Origin of the sequence: Sporolituus thermophilus DSM 23256 (assembly GCF_900102435.1) — a bacterium.
In the GTDB taxonomy this organism is placed as follows: domain Bacteria; phylum Bacillota; class Negativicutes; order Sporomusales; family Thermosinaceae; genus Thermosinus; species Thermosinus thermophilus.
In genome coordinates this window covers 13,489-33,120 of record NZ_FNBU01000011.1, presented here as the reverse complement: position 1 = coordinate 33,120, position 19,632 = coordinate 13,489, and the positions used below count along the sequence as shown (strand labels likewise).

The following is a 19,632-nucleotide window of genomic DNA, read 5'->3' as shown; positions in this document are numbered from 1 at the left end:
AATTAAACCCAGCGTGCAGTAATGCATCGCTGGGTTTTTCCGTCTCACGATAAAAATGCCTGCAAGACCTTGAGATTACTGCCGCGGGGCTGATTTTGCCGCAACCGCAAAAGATCGACAAAGGCTTCCAGCCGCGTTACTATGCCCGCTTCGCCCGACTGCTCGTCAAAGGCGAGGGACAGGACCGGGATGGCGGCGTCGCTCGCAGCCTTGGGGAGGATGTTTTTCGCCACTACCTCGGGCATGCAGGTAAAGGGAAAGACGTGGATGAGGCCGTCATAGCCGCTTTGTCCCATATGGAGGGTGTAGGCGACGCTTTTGAGGCCGTGACCGCCCACATAGTGGCCTAAATAGGGCTGGGCAAGAGTGGCCAGGCGGTGAAAAAGGTCGAGATATTCCCGGCGGCGGAAAAGGTGGCCATTAACATAATCGCTCAGGTACATGGTCTGGTGGACTTCCACATCCATGCTTCCCAGCCGCCGCACCAAGTCAAGGTTGACAAACGGCTCCAGCATGACGTAAATCTCGCCGACAATGCCGATGCGCAGCGGCGCCGGCCCGGCCCGGACGGAGACAGCCGCTAGGCGGGCGGTGCTATCTTGCCATATCCGCCTTACCGTGGCGAGGTCAGCCGCGGCATCGATTGCCTGCCGGGCATCCTGCCAAACGGCGTCGGCGCTGCCTGGGGCCGCTTCCCGGGCGCGGAGGCAAGAGACCTGCCGCTCAAGGTCGTCAAGGGCGTTCACCTTCGCCAGACCTAGGCGAAAGGCCTGGTAAACCTGCCGCAGGCCCAAGCGGGGGGCGAGCCGGCGGATGCTATGCAAGACATCGGGCAAATTGGGCTCAAATACCACCATGGTGAAGTCATAGCCAAGGGCACGCAGGATGCCTTGCTGCACTTCGGCATAGTAACCTAGCCGGCAGGGGCCGACGCCGCCGCAGGTGACGAGCGTGTCGGCGCCCAGTTCGAGGGCTTCGATAAAATTGCCGAGCGTAACTTTGAACGGCAAACATACCGTTTCCGGCGCGTGCTTGACGCCCAGCGCGAGCGTCCGCTTGGAAACGGGCGGCGGTGTAAGAACGGTACAGCCCAGGCCGGTAAAGATGGCCTTAAGGGCAATGCTTAAATGGCCCATATGGGGAAAAGTGACGATCATGACTGGTTCCTCCGTAGCAGCATATCGGTAAACGCCTCCAGCCGGGTGACAAAGCCCGCTTCGGCCGTGTGCTCGTCCAGGGTAAGCAGCATGCAGGGGACGCCCCGGTGGTAGGCCCGCTGGCTGATGAGCTCGCCGATTAAAGCGTCGGGGCCGCAGGCAAAGGAGCTCATGAAAATGATGCCGTCCACCGGTGGCGCCTCGTGCATCAGGCTAAGCGCGGCGCCGGCCATATGGGCGCTGCTTGACCAAAAAATCTTTTTGCCCAGCGTTTTGGCGGCGGCCGCCGCCCGGCAGGAAGTGACCGTTTCTGCGGTGACAACCGTCACGCCCAGGCGCTGGAGCCGTTCCACCACGCGCATACTGATTTGCCGGTCATGGATGAGGTAGGGATGGGCGATGAGGCCGACGCGTCGCGCCGCAGCCGGCAGGGTAGCAGCGGGAACGTTGAGGCGGGTATGCCGCCAGGCCCGGTACCAGGCGGCGAGGGTTGGCAGCGAACCCTTGCCCAGCAGGCGGCCTACGCCGGTAATGGCTTGATACAGGCTGTGGACGCCGCGCCGCAGACTGACCGAAAAGTCAATGAGCGGCGGAAGGTTGGGCAGGTTACTGCGTAACAGGTCGGGCATACCGATGATTTTGGGGCAGGTATATTGGCCGGCGGCCACGCTCACCAGCCTGGGGGTAAACAGGACGTCGACGCCCTGGCGGCACAGCTCGTAGACGTGGCCGAAATATACTTTAACCGGTAGGCATACCTCATCAAGGGCGCTGCCGTAATCAAGGGTGGCTTTGGTGGTCTCGCCGGTAACGATTACCTCGGCCCCCAGTTCGCTCAAAAAGCGCTCCCACAGGCTGCCGTACTGGTAGTAGAGCAGGGCGCGCGGGATGCCAATGCGCATGGCCATCAGTCCTTTCATCCTTGCTTGTTCACGCTGTTTGCCCATTTGCCGCACTGGTCGCCCCAGCGGGCCACTACCTGGCCGTTAAGGCCGATTTCGATTACTTCGCACAAATTTGGACAGCCGCCGCACTCGAAACTGCGCGGCTGGTAGACGAAATCGGCGACGCCGAAGCCGCGGAAGGCGGTATTTTTATTATCGGTCATGTGTTCCCTGGCCAGCAGCGCGGCGCCAATGGCCCCCATGACGCCAAAATGGGGCGGCACGATGACCTCAAGGCCCAGCGCCTCTTCAAAGGCCCGCTTCATGCCTTTGTTGGCCGCGACGCCGCCCTGGAACAGCACCGGCCCGAGAATTTGCTTGCCTTTGCCGACATTGTTTAAGTAGTTGCGCACCAACGCCTGGCACAGGCCGTTTAAGATATCGCTCATGAGGTGCCCGGTCTGCTGTTTGTGAATCATGTCCGACTCGGCGAACACGGCGCAGCGGCCGGCGATGCGCACCGGCGTATGGGACGAAAGGGCGATGTCGCCAAATTCTTCGATGGGGATGCTGAGCCGCGCGGCCTGCTGATCAAGAAACGAGCCGGTACCGGCCGCGCAGACTGTATTCATGGCGAAATCGGTAACCACCCCGTTGCGGATAATAATAATTTTCGAGTCCTGGCCGCCGATTTCCAGGACGGTCTGCACCTCCGGAACGATGTGCATGGCGGCGACGGCGTGCGCGGTGATTTCATTTTTGATGATGTCGGCCCCCACGACCACACCGGCAAGGTGGCGGCCGCTGCCGGTCGCGCCGACCCCTTTTACCTTCAGGTCGGGCCGCCGCGCGTAAATCTCGCGCAGCCCCCGCTGGACGGCGTCAATCGGCCGGCCCTGCGTGCGGATGTACAGCGTGTCCATCACCTCGCCCGCTTCGTTAAGAACGGCAATATTGGTACTGACCGAACCAACGTCAATTCCAAGATAGGCGTTCACTGGCATGCCTCCTTATTAAAACCGTTAACTTGCTTAGTTTGTCCCAAATATTCTCTTACCATTATTCCCAAATATGGCGGATATCAAGCGCGGGCGCCATGCGACATGCGTCGCGTTCGGTATACCTTTTGCGGTCTTAGTGCCGTTGCGCTTTTGTTCAAAAAATACAGAAAAAAGGCAAGGGAATATGGTTAATATAGAGAAATATGGAATAAATTCAGCGAGGCAGGGGGAGATAACCATGGCCGAACTGGCCCATCCGTCGCTTCTGGCCGCCCTCGACGCTTTCTGCGCCGACTGGCCGGGGTGTTGTGTCATCCTCGCGGACGACGCGGGCCGCGTTATTCATCTTGCCGGAAAAGTGCAACTGGCGCGGGAGCGGCCGGAGCCGGCCGCTGTGATGCCCATCGCAACCGCTAATAGATCCATTGGGCGGCTGAACCTTTTGACCGGTAGCGCCGCTTGCGGACCTGGACTGGAAAGCTCTTTCCGCCTGCTGGCCGCCCATGTGGCCCTGCTCGCCGGCGAGCATGAGCTCCGCCATGAACTGGCCAGGCAGCGGCAATATCAGGACGCTATCGCCGACTCGGTTTCCGACGGGCTGCTGCTGGTTGACCGGGACGGCCATATCCGGTTTATCAACAGTGTCGGCGCCCGGATCTTAGGCATTAACCGCGACTGGGCCATCGGCCGGCATGTGAGTGAAATCGTCGACTTTCGGCCGGTAGTGCTGGACGTTATCGCCAGCGGCCAGGGCTATACCGATAAGGAATTTTTGCTTAAAGGCAAGAGTGGCAAGATGTACCACTTCCTAAAGACGGCCGTGCCCATCCGCGATGAGTGCGGCGAGCTTGCCGCGGTCGTAGATACTTTCCGTGAAATCCGCAAGGTGCAGAAGATTGTCACGGCCATGAGCGGCTTGGCGGCCCGGTTTACCTTTGACGACATCGTCGGCCCGTCGCCGGCGATGCGCGAATGTATCCGTATGGCTCGCATTGCCGCGCAAAGCTCGTCGACCGTGCTCCTCCAGGGCGAGAGCGGTACCGGCAAGGAGTTGTTCGCCCAGGCCATTCACAACGCCAGCAGTTTTCGTAGCGGCCCGTTTGTGGCCGTCAACTGCGGCGCCATTCCCCGTGAGCTTATTGAAAGCGAACTGTTTGGCTACGAGGAAGGGGCGTTTACCGGTGCGGCGCGGGGCGGCCGGCCGGGCAAGTTTGAACTGGCTAACGACGGTACCATCTTTCTTGACGAAATCGGCGACATGCCGCTGGATATGCAGGTTAAACTGCTCAGGGTTATTCAGGAGCGCAAGGTAATGCGCATTGGCGGAACTCACCTGTTTAACTTCAACGGCCGCATCATCGCCGCTTCCAACCATGACCTGCAGCGGAAAGTGACTGAGGGTAGCTTCCGCCGGGACCTTTTTTACCGGCTCAACGTGTTGACCGTCCACATTCCACCGCTCCGTGAGCGTAAAGAGGACGTGCTGCCGACCGCTGAGCGCGTCCTGGCCAAAATCTGCAGTCGGCTGGGGCGCAGTGCGCCGATTATCGGCGAGGAAGTGGCAGCGCTCTTTCTGCGCTATGACTGGCCGGGCAATGTGCGGGAACTGGAGAATGTACTGGAACGGGCCGTCAATGTGGCACCCGGCGAGACTATCACCGCCCGCGACCTGCCGCGCCATTTCGCTGAACTGGGGCGGCGGGAGACGGCAACGCCAATCCGGACCCTGGAAGAAGTAGAGAAGGAGGCAATTGCGGCGGCGCTGGCCAGCGTGGAGCGCAATATTACCCGGGCGGCAGAGCTGCTCGGTATTTCCCGTAATACGCTGTACAATAAAATTAAAAAATATCAGCTGGACTAATGTGCAAAAAATGTGCAATGTTCAAAGATTGAGCACTTGCCCCAAACAGTGATACAAGCTGTCTGCCGGGCCAGGTGCTCATTTTTTGCGCGTACCGCAAATAAGAGGGCGTAGTTATTATTTTCACAATATTCATTCTATTTTACAGAAATATTACGCTTGTTGTTGACGATTTTAGTCCTGAAGGGAAATGCCCTGCATTATGTAAAACAATTCGTAATATTCCCACGATATGGCATTTATCTTGCTAAGGTATTTGGCTGACGGTTATCGTGCAGCAGGGCGGCGAAGCATTGCGTTGGGAGGTGTTTGGACTGCCATTCGAAACGTCAAGCGCTTTTTAATACCGGAAAGCAAGCTAAGCACAAAAGGAGGTGAAGCACCCGGACAAGGGTGCGCAGAGCATGAAAAAAAGTTGGCTTACCGTGCTGGCGGTGGCGCTGGTAATTACCCTAGTTGCCCTCATGGCGGGCTGCGGCGGCAAGCAGGCCCAGTCGGACAAAGGCAAGGCCGGCGATGTCAAGCTCAAGGAAGAGTACAAACTGACCATGAACGTGACCAAGGAAACCAAATGGGGCCAGGGCGCCGTGAAATTCGCCGAATTGGCGAAAGAGTATACCAATGGGAAGGTTAACATCAAGGTTTACCCTAGCGCCATGCTGACCGGCGGTGACCAAATGCGCCAGGTGGAAATGGTGCAGAACGGTTCTATCGACTTTATGGTGAATTCAACGATTAATATCGCACCGACCATACCGGAATTCGACGTATGGGGCCTGCCGTTCATGTTCCCTGATTATAAAGCCGTCGATGCGGCGATGAATTCGCCAGCGGCTGATAAGCTGTTCAAAGCGTTGGACAAATATAATATGGTTGGTTTGGCGTGGGGCGAAAACGGCTTCCGCGAAGTTACCAACAACAAGCGGCCAATTACGTCGCCGGACGATATGAAAGGCCTGAAGATGCGGGTTGTTACGCCGATGTATATCGATATCATGCGGGCGCTGGGCGCCAATGCTGTGTCGATGAACTGGGGCGAAGTGTTTACGTCGCTGCAGCAGGGCGTTATTGACGGCCAGGAGAACCCAATCGTCGGCGTGATTATTCCCACCAAAATTTATGAGGTGCAAAAATTTATTACTAACTGGCACTATTCATATGATGCCTTGGCCGTTGTCGTTAACAAAAATACCTGGAACAGTTTTCCGCCGGAAATCAGAGAACAGCTGAAAAAAGCCGCCGTGGACGCCATGAAGTGGCAAGTCGCCGAAAGCCGTAAGGGCCTTGGCGAAGGGATCGAGTTTCTCAAGTCCAAAGGCATGACCGTGACCGACTTGACGCCGCAGCAGCTGGCGGCCTTCAAACAGGCGACCAAACCGGTGTATGACAAATACGCGCAAAAAGTCGGGCCGGAAATCGTAAAGGCGTTTGAAGAAGCAGTAGCCAAGGCGGCGAAAAACTAATGCGAAAGGCGCCGCGGATTGGCTCGCGGCGCCCTCTTCCTTACATTACGAGGGGGAATGGAATATGCGATGGCTCGATAAAGTCGAAGAATATCTCTGCGCCGCTTTGATTTTTTTCATGGCCATCCTGGCCTTCGCCAATGTAATTGCCCGCTATCTAACCGAGCAGTCGTTGGCCTTTACCGAGGAGCTGGTCATCAACCTGTTTGTTTTCGCCACGCTGCTTGGTGCGTCGATCGCCTTCCGCAAAGGCGCCCATCTGGGGATGACGGTGTTGACCGATTTTCTGCCAAACAGGTATAAAAAAGGGATTGCCGTGCTGTCTGCGGTGTGCGGGGTGGCGCTGTTTGTAATGCTGCTATTTCATGGGGTCAACATGGTTATCCAGGAATATGAGAGCGAAATGACGACCTATTCTATGGGCCTGCCCATGTGGTGGTTCGGGATGGCCGTGCCGCTCGGCTCAGTGCTGGTCATCGGCCGCATCATTCAGGCGGCGCTTGCGGAACTGCGCGCTTTAGCCGGCAAATAACAAACAACTTTCGACGGAGGTGAGCACCGTGTTGTCTTTCATCGATCCGGGAGCGCTGCTATTAGGACTGTTTTTAATTTTAATCTGCCTGCGCGTCCCCATCGCCGTGGCGCTGGGGCTTACCGGGATGATCGTCATTTACCTGACCGACCTTGGCGCCCAAATGTTCGCCCCCGTGTTTTTCGCGAACATCTCTAAGTTCTCACTGCTGGCCATTCCGTTCTTTATCCTAGCCGGTGTGATCATGGGCCGGGCCGGCATATCCGACCGGATTATCCGGCTGGTGTCGCTTATTGCCGGCCCGTTCCGGGGCGGTCTGGCCATTGTTACCGTTATTACCGCCATTTTCTGGGGCGCCGTGTCCGGGTCGGGACCGGCGACGGTGGCTGCCCTTGGCACTATTCTCATTCCCGGCATGATTAGGGCCGGCTACGATAAAGGCTTCGCCGCCGCGCTTATGCCGGCGGCCAGCGGTATTGCCATTATTATTCCGCCCAGTATTGCCTTCATCGTCTATGGCGTCATTACCGGCGCGTCTATCAGCAAGCTGTTTGCTGCCGGCGTTATCCCGGGGATTTTGGTCGGTGTCGCGCTTATCGTCCCGACCTATATCATTTCCGTCATGCGCCATTATGGTGGCGAGCGCTGGGGGACGCTGCGGGAAGTGTGGGCGGCGTTCAAGGATGCTATTTGGGGACTATTGGCGCCGGTCATTATTCTTGGCGGCATCTACGGCGGCATTTTTACGCCCACGGAAGCGGCGGCGGTCGGCGTTTTTTACGGCCTGCTGGTAGGCGCCTTTATTTATAAGACGCTAAAATTTCAGGACCTGGTTGACCTGTTGGTCGAAACCGGGATTGCTTCGGCGGTGGTCATGCTGGTAGTTGCCTTTGCCGGGATTTTCGGCTGGGCGATGACCACGCTCGGCGTAGTGGAAAAAGTCTCCGCGCTGGCGTTAGCCCTAACTTCCAATGAAATGGTGCTGCTGCTGATTATCAACATTTTGCTTTTAATTGCCGGCATGCTGCTTGATGCCATTTCCATCATGTATCTTATTCTGCCGCTCTTAATGCCAGTGATGGCCTACTATCACTGGGATCCCGTTTGGTTTGGCGTCGTGATGACGGTCAACCTGGCGATTGGCCAGATTACACCGCCGGTGGCGGTCAATCTCTATGTGGGCGCCAATATTGCCAGAATTTCCATGGATACCATCAGCCGGGCGGTATGGCCCTTTGTGGCGGCGGCAATCGTAGCCTTGCTAGTCATCACCTATATTCCGGAGCTGTCGCTGTGGCTGCCGAGGCTGGTTTTGAAGTAGCGGGCGCGCCCGTTTGTTAAAGGGGGGATAAATATGCGGCTGCGCGTGGCCGCGGTACAAACCGGCGCGTATAAAGGTGATTATGACGCCCAGCTGGCTAATATCGCGCGGCTGGTACGGTCGGTCGCAGCGTCCGGGTTGGTTGATGTGATTTGCCTGCCGGAACTGATGACTACGCCTTATTTTGCCCGCTGCCGGGACGCTGCGTGGCGGGACAAGGCCGAACCGCTCGCCGACGGACCAACCTACCGCTATATTGCCGCCTTGGCGCGCGAGGTGCGGTGCGCCATCGTCGCCACCTGCTATGAGCGGTGCGGCGAGCGGCGGTATAATACGGCGTTTATCGTCAGGCCGGACGGCAGTCTCGCTGGCCGGTATGCCAAAACCCATATCCCGTACATCGAAGGTGTTTTGGCCTATGAGACGCTCTATTTTGACCCCGGCCCCGACCTTCCCGTCTTCGACGTGATGGGCATACCAATAGGCATCCTTATCTGCTATGACCGCTCCTTCCCCGAAGCGTGGCGCACGCTGGCGCTCAAAGGGGCGCAGGTGATTTTTGTGCCTACTTCGTCATCGGGGTACCGCGGCGAGCTGTATGCCGATGAGCTGAAAGTGGCCGCCGCCCAGCACCAGGTATTTGTCGTCGCGGCCAACAAGGCGGGCGCGGAGGTTATGGCCGGCGCCCCCGGAGCGATTACCTTTTACGGCAAATCGCGCATCATCAGTCCGTACGGGCAGATTATCGCGGCGCTGGAGAGGGAAGAAGACACGTTTATCGTGGCCAAGCTGGACCTCGCGCAGGTGGCGGCGGCCCGGCAGGCGCTTAATTACTATCGGGACCGCCGGCAAGATTTATACATGCTGTGAGAACAAAACAGGGGGGATACACCTTGCCATACGACGCCGAATTTTTGCGTCAGCTTTATCGCCGGATGATGACCATCCGGCTGTTTGAGGAAAAGGTAGGGGAACTCTTTTTGGCCGGAGAGCTGCCAGGATTTGTGCATTTGTACGTGGGTGAGGAGGCCATTGCCGTAGGGGTGTGCGCTAACTTGACCGATGCCGACTATATAACCAGCACGCACCGCGGCCACGGCCACTGCATCGCCAAAGGGGCGAAGATCAGGCCGATGATGGCCGAAATTTACGGCAAAAAAACCGGTTACTGCAAAGGCAAGGGCGGGTCGATGCATATCGCCGATTTCTCTATTGGTATGCTGGGGGCCAACGGGGTGGTCGGCGGTGGCTACACTCTGGCCGTAGGGGCGGCGTTGGCGGCCAAAATGAAAAAATCCGGTCAGGTGGCGGTCTGTTTCTTCGGTGACGGCGCGTCCAACCGCGGCACCTTCCATGAGGCGCTGAACATGGCCGCCGTGTGGAAACTGCCGGTCGTGTTTGTCTGCGAAAACAACCAGTGGGCTTCTACTACGCCGTACCGCACGACGACGGCGGTGGATAATATCGCCGACCGGGCAGTAGGCTACGGCATTCCCGGCCTGGTCGTCAACGGCAACGACGTGCTGGCCGTGTACGAGGCGGCCAGAGGGGCAATCGAACGGGCCCGCGAGGGCGGCGGACCTACGTTGCTTGAAGCTAAGACCTACCGGATTAAGGGGCATTTTGTCGGCGATCCTGAGCTATACCGGACCAAGGCGGAAGTGCAGGAACGGTTTGACAAGGACGATCCGCTCAAGAATTTTGCCATCCAGCTGCTGGCCGGGGGCGTGGTTACCGAACGCGACCTTGACGCTATCAAGGCCGAAGTGGCGGCTGAGATTGACGATGCCGTCGCCGCGGCCCGCGGTGACTCCTACCCGGACGAGTCCGAGCTGTATGACGATTTATATGTGGAAAACGAGGTGACCCAGCGTGCGTGAAATCACTTTTTCCGAGGCCACGCTTGAGGCGATGGCCGAAGAGATGAGCCGGGACGAACGCGTCTTTGTCATGGGCGAGGATATCGCCAGGCAGGGCGGCATTTTTGGGCAGTTCAAAGGCTTGCCGCAAAAGTTCGGCCTGGAGCGGGTGATTGATACCCCCATATCGGAAACGGCGATTGTCGGGGCCGGCGTCGGTGCCGCGCTGGCCGGGATGCGTCCGGTGGTGGATATGCACTTCGTCGATTTTATCGGTGTCTGCATGGACGAAGTCTTTAATCAGATGGCGAAAATCCGCTATATGTTCGGCGGGCAGTGCACCATTCCGCTGGTGCTCAGGGCGCCGGACGGCATTATCCGCTCGGCGGCGGCCCAGCATTCGCAGTCGCTTGAGGCCTGGTTCCTGCATGTACCGGGCCTCAAGGTGGTCATCCCGTCCAATCCGGCCGACGCCAAAGGTCTTTTAAAAGCGGCCATCCGCGACGACAACCCGGTACTGTATTTTGAGCATAAAGCCTTGTTCCCCATGAAAGGGCCGGTGCCGGACGGCGAGCACCTCACGCCGATCGGCAAGGCCAATGTGTCCCGGCCAGGGCGGGACGTGACGATCGTATCCTACTCCCTGATGCTGCACCGGGCGCTGGAGGCGGCGGAAAAATTGGCCGCCGACGGCATTGACGCCGAGGTGATTGATTTGCGCACCATTTCGCCGCTGGATAAAGAAACGATATTTAATTCTGTCGCCAAGACCAAGCGGCTGGTGATTGTCCATGAGGCGGTAAAAACCGGCGGCGTCGGCGCCGAGGTGGCCGCGCTGGTCGCGGAAGAGATGATTGATTATCTTGACGCGCCCATCCGGCGGCTGGGGGCGCCGTTTGTTCCCATTCCGTTCAGCCCGGCATTGGAGAAGCTGGTCAAGATTACCGCTGAGGACATTGCCCGCGCCGTGCGGGACGTGTGCCGGTAGGCGACCGTCAGGGGGGAAGACAATGGCGACCCAGTTTACGATGCCGCAGCTTGGGCTGACGATGACGGAAGGGACGGTTACCAAGTGGTATAAAAGGGTCGGCGAGACTGTTCGCGCCGGTGAAGTGCTGGCCGAGATTTCCACCGATAAAATTACCAACCAAATGGAAGCGCCGGTCGACGGCGTGCTGTTGTCCATTGTCGTGCCGGAAGGCCAGACCGTGCCGGTGCGCACGCTACTGGCCGTTATCGGCGCGCCGGGCGAGCAGGTGGCGGAAGAACCGCCGGCCGGCGGTTCGGCGGCGAAGGCGGCTGCTGCCAGTGAACCGGTACCAGGTGCCAGCCCGGCGGCAAGAATGACCGGGACCTGGGTAAAAGCGTCACCTCTGGCCCGAAAAATCGCCCGCCAAAACGGGATCGACCTGGCGCTCGTTACCGGGACCGGACCGGGCGGACGGGTGGTGGCGCGGGATGTTGTGAACTTTTTAGCGCAGCGCCGGCTGCCGGTCAAAGCGACGCCCCTGGCGGTCAAAGTGGCGGCCGAACATGGCATTGACCTCGCTGCCATGGCCAAGCCGTCCCGCCTTACCAAGGCAGACGTATTGGCGGCCCTGCCGGTGACTGAGCCGCGGCCGCCGGCTGCTCCGGCCGGGCAGCCGCTGGCCGGGATGCGCAAAATCATCGCCGAGCGCATGAGCCTGAGTTGGCAGACGGCGCCCCACGTCCACCTCACCGTAGAAGTGGATATGACGGCGGTGCTCGCGCTAAAAGCGCAGCTGGCCAAGGTTACGGGGGAAAAATTCTCGGTCACCGAATTTGTGATTAAGGCGGCGGCTCAAGGTTTGGCCGAATTCCCGGCGGTCAACGCCCGCCTTGAAGGCGGATGCGTCGTCATGCCGGCGGACGTCAATATCGGGGTAGCCGTGGCGTTGGACAACGGCCTCATCGTGCCGGTCATCCGGCAGGCCGATAAACAGTCGCTGCGCGCGCTGCGGGCGGCAGTGGCCGCTTTGAGCGATAAAGCGCGGCGGGGGGCGCTCACTGGTGACGAAATCGGCGGCGGCACTTTTACCGTCACTAACTTAGGGATGTACGGTGTCGATCATTTTACGCCCATAATAAACCCGCCGGAAAGCGCTATCCTTGGTGTCTGCCGGGTGGCCGACAGGCCGGTGGCGGCGGACGGCCAGGTCGTTGTACGGCCGATGGCCAATCTGTGCCTGGGTTTTGACCACCGCTTGATTGATGGCGCCGTGGCGGCGAAATTCATGGCCAGATTAAGACAATTGCTGGAACAACCCCTGCTACTATTGGTATGATATAAGTAAAAACAAGAAATAGTGGCGAACGAAGCGCGGAAAGGGGATTGTTTCAATGAATAAACGCATGGTGATTATCGGCGGCGGCCCTGGCGGCTATGTGGCCGCTATCCGGGCCGCCCAGCTGGGCGCCGAGGTGCACCTGGTGGAAGCCGACCGCTTAGGCGGCACGTGCCTGAACGTAGGCTGCATTCCTACGAAATCACTGCTCCACACGGCGCTTTTGTACCGGGAAGTGCAAAAAGGCGGTCTGATCGGGCTGAAAGCCGACAATGTCCGTGTCGACTGGCCGGTGCTGCAGTCGCGCAAACAGGCGACGGTGACGCGCCTGGTCAAAGGCGTGGAGTCGCTGCTTAAGGCGAACAAGGTAACGGTGCATAAAGGGCAGGCGGTGCTCAAGGACGCCCGGACGGTGGTGGTTAGCGGCGAAATGGAACGGCAGCTTGCGGCCGACGCCGTTATTCTGGCCGTCGGTTCCGAGCCGGTGAAACTGAATTTCCCCGGCGCCGAGCTGCCCGGCGTCATCGACAGCACGGCCGCCCTCAGCCTGCCCGGCGTACCAACGTCGCTGGTCATTGTCGGCGGCGGGGTTGTCGGCATCGAGTTTGCTGCTTTGTACAGCGCCCTCGGCGCCCGGGTGACGGTTGTCGAACTGCTAGCAGAAATTTTGCCGACCGTCGACGGCGAGATCGCGGCCAAGGTGCGGCAAGAACTCACCCGGCAGGGGGTAACTTTCCTGACCGGGGCCAGACTGACCGAGGTTCGCCAAGGTGACGGTGGGCTTACGGCATTGGTCGAAGCCGGCGATAAGGTCGAGGAGGTAGCAGGCGAGTATGTGCTGGTGGCGGTAGGACGGCGGCCTCGCACCCAGGATTTGGGCCTGGACGCGGCCGGGGTAGCTTACGACCGGGGCGGGATTAAGGTCGACGACCATTTTGCCACTACCGTGCCGGGCATTTATGCCGTCGGCGACTGCAACGGCCGGATGATGCTGGCCCATGCCGCCTCCGCGCAAGGCATTGCCGCCGTGGAGCACGCGCTCGGTCAGCAGAGCGCATATTATCCCCAGACCATCCCGTCCTGCATCTACATTCAGCCCGAAGTGGCCGGTGTGGGCCTGACGGAAGAAGAGGCCCAAAAACAGGGCATAGCTTATAAAACGGGGCTTTTCCCATTATCCGGCAATGGCAAGGCGGTCATCGACGGCGGCATGAGCGGCCTGATAAAAGTCATCGCCGGCGCCAAATACGGCGAAATTCTCGGGGTCCACATTTTTGGCCCCCGGGCAACCGACCTCATCGGCGAGGCCGCTCTCGCCATCCGCCTGGAGGCGACCGTTGACGAACTGGTGACGACCGTCCACGGCCATCCGACCATCAGCGAGGCCTTGGCCGAAGCGGCGCTGGCGGTAGACGGCAAGGCGATCCATTGGCCGCCGGGGATGAAGGTGCGTTGATGCGGCGCTGCCGCTTAAGCTACGGTGGCGTGGTCAGCTATGCCGGGGGGTTGGCTCTTCAGGCCGCGGCCCGGCAGGCAGTGGCGGCCGGCGAGTGGGACGGCGTTTTACTGCTTGTTGAGCATTTACCGGTCATCACGATCGGCCGGAGCGGCGGGGCGGAAAACCTGCTGGCCGACGCCGCCGTCCTGCGCGAGCGGGGAATTGCGGTGGTCGCCAGCGACCGGGGTGGCAATATCACTTGCCATAATCCCGGCCAATTGGTCGGCTATCCGGTGCTAAACTTGCGCCGGTGGCGGGAAGACGTCCATTGGTATGTCGAGGCGCTGGAAGAGGTCCTTATCCGCACCTTGGCCCGTTTGGGGCTTACGGCTGGCCGGAAAGCGAAATATACCGGGGTGTGGCTGGGCGATGCCAAGGTGGCGGCCATCGGCGTGGCGGTGCGGAGCTGGATTACCGCCCATGGGTTTGCCCTCAACGTGGCCAATGATTTGACTATTTTCGAGTGGGTGGTTCCCTGCGGCATCCGCCAATTTGGCGTTACCAGTCTGGCGGCCGCCGGTTTGGCTGTCAGTATTGACGAGGTGGCAGCCCTTTTGGCTACCGAATTTGCCGCTGTGTTTGAGTGTAAACTGGTGACCGTGCCGCCGAGCGGCGTAATTGACTCTTAGATGGTGGTAAATATGACGAGGCTGAAATTCGACTTGGCGCAGGAGGCAGTTTCCCGCCCGCCGTGGCTAACGCAACACATTGACACCGGGGCCTTTGCTCGGGTGGAAAGGCTGCTGGCCGGACTAAAACTGCACACCGTGTGCCAGAGCGCCAGTTGTCCCAATATCGGCGAGTGCTTCGGCCAGGGGACGGCCACCTTTCTCATTCTTGGCAGCGTCTGCACCCGGCGCTGCGCGTTCTGCGCGGTGCCCAAGGGGGCGCCGGCGGCGCCGGATACCGCCGAGCCTGAAAGGATCGCAAAGGCCGTGCAGGTATTGGGTTTGCGCCATGCCGTGATTACTTCGGTAACCCGCGATGACCTGGCTGATGGCGGGGCGAGCCAGTTTGCCGCCTGTATCGAACGGATCCGGGCCGTCTGTCCGAGCGTAACGGTGGAGGTGCTGACGCCCGACTTTGCGGGCAATTGGCGGGCGGCGGCACAGGTGTTGGCCGCCTGCCCTGATGTGTTTAACCATAACATCGAGACGGTGCCCCGCCTGTATGACAAGGTGCGGCCCAGCGCCGATTACCGGCGCTCGCTGGCTCTCCTCCGGCAGGCGGCGGCCGGCGGTGTCGGCCTGGTTAAGAGCGGCGTCATGGTCGGCCTCGGCGAAACCGAGACGGAAGTGCTCGCCGTTTTTGCCGATTTGGCGGCCGCCGGCGTGACGGCCGTGACAATAGGCCAGTATCTTAGGCCGTCGGCGGCCCACCTGCCCGTCGCTGAGTATATTCATCCCGACAAATTTGCCTGGTATGAGCAGCAGGCCCGGCGGGCCGGCTTTACTGCCGTTGCCGCCGGCCCGCTGGTACGCAGCTCTTATCACGCCGCTGCCATGGCGGGGCACGAAGGTAAATAGGTAATATAAAAAGGGTCTGGATAAAATCCAGGCCCTTTTTGTGCAGGCAGCAGTCCCGTGATCTTGCTCATAAATTATAACAGGAGCGGTTTTCTGGCGGTTTATAGCCGCAGGTTTTACCTACCTGGGCGGCGAAATGGAAAGCAGCAAGGAGGGAGGCAGCATGGACGGCCGCAAGCATAAGGCCAACTTGGCCCTGGGCATTGTGACGCTTGGTTTTTTTGCCGGTTTTCCGTTCCGCCATACCTTTTTCGGCGGCCTTATTACCAGTGCCTGCGAGGCGGCCATGGTGGGCGGACTGGCCGACTGGTTCGCGGTGACGGCGCTGTTTCGGCGGCCGCTGGGCATCCCCTTCCGCACCGAGCTTATTCCCCGCAACCGGGAAAAGATTTTCCGGGCCATCCGTGACCTGGTCGAGCAAGATTTGCTCACGGCGGAAAATGTCAAGACCGTTTTCGACGACTATGACCTGACGGCGGTGCTGCGCAAATACCTGGACGAACATGGCGGTCGGGAAAGCATCCAGGCCATCGCCCGCCGGCTGACGGCCGACGTAATCGCCAAAATGGACCCGCCCGAACTGGCCCGCGCTGCCGAGCTACTGCTAAGAATTGAAGCGGCACGGCTCGAGGTTGCGCCTTTGTTGGCGGAAGCGCTTGTGTGGGCGCTTAGTCATGGCTATGATGATGCGGTGGCCTGCTTTTTGATTGATGAGGGCATTCGCCTGGCCAACGCGGCGCCGGTACCGCGGTTTATTGCCAACCTGTTCTTGGAGGCTAAACATGCCTATGAGCGAGGCTCGCGGCGCCGCAAGCTCTTTCATCGCGCTTTGGAACGGATGGCGCGGCTGTCGCCGCTTAAGTTCGGTCTTACCGGCCAGCGCCGCCTTATAACCGCGCTTGAAGAGATGAAAGATCCCAACCACCCGCTGCGCCAAGAGCTTGCCGCCTGGCTGAGGCGGCTGGCGGAAAGGCTGCGGACCGATGCGGCGCTCAAACGCCAGGTCGAGGCCTGGAAGACGGCTCACGTGGTCGAGCCGCTGGCGGAGCGGGAAAGGCTCGCCCGGTATCTCGACGAATTCCGCCGCACCGGCAGTGCCAGGACCGACGAGTGGCAGGAAGCGGTGACCCGCTGGGTGGCGACCTGGCTTGACCGGTTTTTGGCCAATGCGCAGGTTACGGCGGCAGTCGACCGCCGGTTGAAGCAGGCTATCGTTGAGTGGCTGGAGGTCAATCACCGGGAAATCGGCGATCTGGTGGTAAGTGAGCTTACCCGGTTCAGCACCGAGGAACTGGTGGCCTTTATCGAGGAACGGGTGGGCGACGATCTGCAGGCCATCCGCATCAACGGGTCGCTGGTCGGCGGCGTCATTGGCATGCTGACCTATCTTTTGACGTTTTGGATTAGGTGATGGATATGGACTATCGTAAGCGGGCCGATCGCGTTTTGTTCGCCGTGTTTGTCCTCATGGTGGCAACGGTGGGGCTGAACTTTTATTTTCCGAAAATATTGTGGCTTGAGCTGGCGCAGGCGGCCGCTCAGGCCGCCTTTATCGGCGGACTGGCCGATTGGTTTGCCGTTACGGCGTTGTTTCGCCGGCCGCTGGGTATCCCCTGGCACACGGCCCTTATTCCCCGCAGCCGCGACCGCATCATTCGCGGGCTGGCGGTGGCGGTTGAGCAGGAACTCGTCAGTCTGGACGCCATTACCCGGCGGCTCGCGGGGGTACGGCTAACGCCGCTTCTTATTGCCTGGGCGGACACCAACCAGGGGCGCGCATTTTTTCGCGGCCTGGCGGCCCGGTGCCTACGGGCCGGCCTGGATAACGCCAGCCCTGCGGCCATAGCATGCTACCTGGAAGGCATAATACGCAACTACCTTACGACCAGGCCGCTGGCGCCCGAGCTTCAGAAAATAGCCCGGTGGGCCCTGGTGTCCGGCCATGCCCGGGCAGTAGCCGACATTATTCTGGACGAATTTATCCGGGGTGCACAAAAACCCGCCACCAGGCAGGCGATTTTATCCTTTCTCGAAAAGTATACCCGGCAGGCGACGTCCCCGTGGCAGCGCACCGTTCTTTGGCTGGCCGAGCGAACCGATGCCGTCAACTTGGCTGAACTGGCGGCGGTGCTGCAGCTTGATTTGGTGGAAACGCTGACTAAGGTCCGTCAGGGCGACCACCCGCTGCGGCAGTGGCTGAGGGAGCGGGCCGAAGCCTGGGTGGAGGCCTTAGGCACCGACCCTATCTTCGCGGCCAAGGTTGAGGCCTGGAAAGAGGAAGCGCTGGCGCGGTTGAACCTCAGCGAGCCGCTGCTTAAGATTGCTGCCGCTGCCCTGCAGGCAGTGCGGACCGGTCTGGCCGCCGGCGTCTACCATTCGCCGTTATTGGCGGCCACTCTCAGTCAGGCGGACGGATACTTACGCCGCTTCAAACAAGACCCCCACCTCCAGGCCTGGTTGGAAGGTTATCTGCAGGAGGCGCTCCACCACATTGTCCGGTCGGAACATTCCTTTATTGGCGCCGTGGTGGAAACGGCCCTGGCCCGCTTTGACGCCGAGGGCCTTAACCGGTTCGTGGAGGACAAGGTCGGTGAAGACCTGGCCTGGATCAGGATTAACGGCAGTGTCGTCGGCGCAGCGGTGGGGCTGCTTTTACAACTGTTTGTTCGGTTCATTTATGAGCCCTATGCCGTACCGATCATGCGGGCATGGTTTTCGTAAGGCGTAAAGTTCTTTTCTGAAGGACAAAAATTCGACTACTGTGTATTTATAAGAAGCATTTATGCTGAAATAAGTAAAAACTAATTGCTATATTGTAAACACAATGATAAAATAAAAACAAGAAAGGCAAAGGGGCCTTCGCACTAAAATGTGTGAAGACCCCTTTTCTTATAATTTTTTGTATAGCCGGAAAAGTCGGTCTCATGGGATAAGGCAATTATCACATATAATTGATACACAAGACTGAGGAGAGGAGAGTGGGAAGGGTTGGTATTTGCGGAAGAAGTCTGGCAAGAACTTCAGCAGTTTATGGTGGAAAAACGACGCGATTTTCACCGCTATCCGGAAACAAGCAATCAGGAAAGCCGGACAAGTCAGGCGGTGGCCGAGTATTTGCGCAGCCTGGGCGTAGAAGTGCAGACGTTTAGCGGCCATCACGGCGTCGTAGGCGTTGTCCGCGGCGCGGCGCCGGGCCCGGTTATTGCGCTCAGGGCCGACATGGACGCCCTGCCGGTGACCGAGGAAAACGATGTGCCGTATAGGTCCTTGGTTCCCGGGGTAATGCACGCCTGCGGCCATGACGCCCATACGGCCATGCTGATGGGAGTGGCCAAAATGCTGGCCGCGGCGCGGGAGGAGTTAGCGGGCGCGGTCAAGCTGGTGTTTCAGCCGGCGGAAGAAGCGGCGCCGGTCGGCGGTGCCCAACTCTTAATCGACGACGGCGTGCTGGAAAACCCTAAAGTGGACGCTATTTTTGGCCTCCATGTCTGGCCTGACGTTCCCCTGGGGCAGGTAGCCTTGCGGACCGGTCCGATGATGGCCGCGTCCGACCGTCTGACCATTAAAGTGCTGGGCCGGGGCGCGCATGCCGCCGAACCGCACAAAGGCGTTGACGCCATCGCCGTCGCCGTCGAAGTGTATCAGGGGCTAAGCAAGATCATGCACCGCTATATCAGTCCGCGCGATATGGCTACTATTTCGGTGGGCACCATCCGCGGCGGCGAGCGGTACAATGTCATCCCGCGCGAAGTGGTCATGGAAGGCACGGTGCGTACGCTCAGCGAGAATGTGCGCCAGGCCATCCCCAAGCTGGTGGAGCGCATGGTGCAAGGCGTGACGGCCGCCTACGGCGCCGGCTATGAGCTGGACTATCAGTTCGGCTATCCCGTGCTGGTGAACGATGCCAAAGCTGCCGGCATTGTCGCCGATGCCGCCGCCGAAGTGATCGGCCGTGCGGCGCTGCAGTCGGTAGAGCCCATCCTGGGGGCGGAGGACTTTGCCCGCTATCTTACCAAGGTTCCGGGCGCCTTTTTCCTGCTCGGCTGTCAACAGCCTGGCAACGCTTATCCGCTGCACAGCTCCCGGTTCGATGTGGATGAGCGGGCCCTGCTGCTTGGCGCCCGGATCATGTATAGCGTCGCCCGGAAGGCGCTGGCCGCTTATGCCGCTGACGCCGCGCTGCGGGCGTCATAACTAAAAATTTTAAGCTATTAAGGATAAGGA

17 protein-coding genes are annotated in these 19,632 nt (G+C 59.6%); 14 read left to right on the top strand and 3 right to left on the bottom strand.

What is annotated here, in order from left to right:
• Positions 1 to 44: 44 nt before the first annotated feature.
• From BLQ99_RS07995 to BLQ99_RS07985, 3 genes are read right to left on the bottom strand one after another with little or no spacing between them, the layout of a single operon-like run.
• Complete coding sequence (locus BLQ99_RS07995) at positions 45 to 1,157, bottom strand: hypothetical protein (protein ID WP_093689852.1); 1,113 nt, start codon at positions 1,155 to 1,157, stop codon at positions 45 to 47.
• Positions 1,154 to 2,104, bottom strand: a complete 951-nt coding sequence (locus BLQ99_RS07990; protein ID WP_245690360.1) for an acyl-CoA dehydratase activase-related protein — start codon at positions 2,102 to 2,104, stop codon at positions 1,154 to 1,156. The genes BLQ99_RS07995 and BLQ99_RS07990 overlap by 4 nt, the downstream gene beginning before the upstream one ends.
• Positions 2,074 to 3,045, bottom strand: coding sequence for an acyl-CoA dehydratase activase (locus BLQ99_RS07985; protein WP_245690358.1), 972 nt, complete (start codon positions 3,043 to 3,045; stop codon positions 2,074 to 2,076). Before BLQ99_RS07985 ends, BLQ99_RS07990 begins: the two co-directional genes overlap by 31 nt.
• A 235-nt stretch (positions 3,046 to 3,280) precedes the next feature.
• On the opposite strand from BLQ99_RS07985, the gene BLQ99_RS07980 reads away from it, so the two are divergent.
• From BLQ99_RS07980 to BLQ99_RS07915, 14 genes are all read left to right on the top strand, one after another.
• A complete protein-coding gene (locus BLQ99_RS07980; RefSeq protein WP_171904634.1) occupies positions 3,281 to 4,903 on the top strand; it encodes a sigma-54 interaction domain-containing protein in 1,623 nt (540 codons plus the stop codon).
• A 404-nt stretch (positions 4,904 to 5,307) separates the two neighbouring features.
• Positions 5,308 to 6,366, top strand: a complete 1,059-nt coding sequence (locus BLQ99_RS07975; RefSeq protein ID WP_093689844.1) for a DctP family TRAP transporter solute-binding subunit — start codon at positions 5,308 to 5,310, stop codon at positions 6,364 to 6,366.
• A 64-nt stretch (positions 6,367 to 6,430) separates the two neighbouring features.
• Positions 6,431 to 6,898 (top strand): TRAP transporter small permease, encoded by a 468-nt coding sequence (locus BLQ99_RS07970; RefSeq protein WP_093689842.1) that lies wholly within the window; start codon positions 6,431 to 6,433, stop codon positions 6,896 to 6,898.
• Positions 6,899 to 6,926: 28 nt separating this feature from the next.
• A complete protein-coding gene (locus BLQ99_RS07965) occupies positions 6,927 to 8,219 on the top strand; it encodes a TRAP transporter large permease (RefSeq protein WP_216093643.1) in 1,293 nt (430 codons plus the stop codon).
• Between the two features lie 33 nt (positions 8,220 to 8,252).
• On the top strand, positions 8,253 to 9,089 hold the full coding sequence (locus BLQ99_RS07960) for a carbon-nitrogen hydrolase family protein (RefSeq protein WP_093689840.1): 837 nt from the start codon (positions 8,253 to 8,255) through the stop codon (positions 9,087 to 9,089).
• 23 nt (positions 9,090 to 9,112) lie between these two features.
• Entirely contained in the window at positions 9,113 to 10,099 is a 987-nt protein-coding gene (locus tag BLQ99_RS07955; protein WP_281240878.1) for a thiamine pyrophosphate-dependent dehydrogenase E1 component subunit alpha, read from the top strand.
• Positions 10,092 to 11,066, top strand: coding sequence for an alpha-ketoacid dehydrogenase subunit beta (locus tag BLQ99_RS07950; RefSeq protein WP_093689838.1), 975 nt, complete (start codon positions 10,092 to 10,094; stop codon positions 11,064 to 11,066). Before BLQ99_RS07955 ends, BLQ99_RS07950 begins: the two co-directional genes overlap by 8 nt.
• Positions 11,067 to 11,088: 22 nt before the next feature.
• On the top strand, positions 11,089 to 12,384 hold the full coding sequence (locus BLQ99_RS07945; RefSeq protein WP_093689836.1) for a dihydrolipoamide acetyltransferase family protein: 1,296 nt from the start codon (positions 11,089 to 11,091) through the stop codon (positions 12,382 to 12,384).
• A 55-nt stretch (positions 12,385 to 12,439) separates the two neighbouring features.
• The gene (lpdA, locus tag BLQ99_RS07940) at positions 12,440 to 13,840 is read left to right on the top strand and encodes a dihydrolipoyl dehydrogenase (protein ID WP_093689835.1); all 1,401 of its coding nucleotides are present in this window, start codon (positions 12,440 to 12,442) and stop codon (positions 13,838 to 13,840) included.
• A complete protein-coding gene (lipB, locus tag BLQ99_RS07935) occupies positions 13,840 to 14,511 on the top strand; it encodes a lipoyl(octanoyl) transferase LipB (RefSeq protein WP_245690372.1) in 672 nt (223 codons plus the stop codon). Before lpdA ends, lipB begins: the two co-directional genes overlap by 1 nt.
• A 12-nt stretch (positions 14,512 to 14,523) precedes the next feature.
• Positions 14,524 to 15,408: a lipoyl synthase gene (lipA, locus tag BLQ99_RS07930; protein ID WP_093689831.1), complete on the top strand. Its 885-nt coding sequence runs from the start codon at positions 14,524 to 14,526 to the stop codon at positions 15,406 to 15,408.
• Positions 15,409 to 15,571: 163 nt separating this feature from the next.
• The gene (locus BLQ99_RS07925) at positions 15,572 to 16,819 is read left to right on the top strand and encodes a DUF445 domain-containing protein (protein WP_171904633.1); all 1,248 of its coding nucleotides are present in this window, start codon (positions 15,572 to 15,574) and stop codon (positions 16,817 to 16,819) included.
• Between the two features lie 5 nt (positions 16,820 to 16,824).
• Positions 16,825 to 18,129, top strand: a complete 1,305-nt coding sequence (locus tag BLQ99_RS07920) for a DUF445 domain-containing protein (protein WP_171904632.1) — start codon at positions 16,825 to 16,827, stop codon at positions 18,127 to 18,129.
• Positions 18,130 to 18,396: 267 nt separating this feature from the next.
• Positions 18,397 to 19,602, top strand: coding sequence for a M20 metallopeptidase family protein (locus tag BLQ99_RS07915; protein ID WP_093689825.1), 1,206 nt, complete (start codon positions 18,397 to 18,399; stop codon positions 19,600 to 19,602).
• Positions 19,603 to 19,632: the final 30 nt, after the last annotated feature.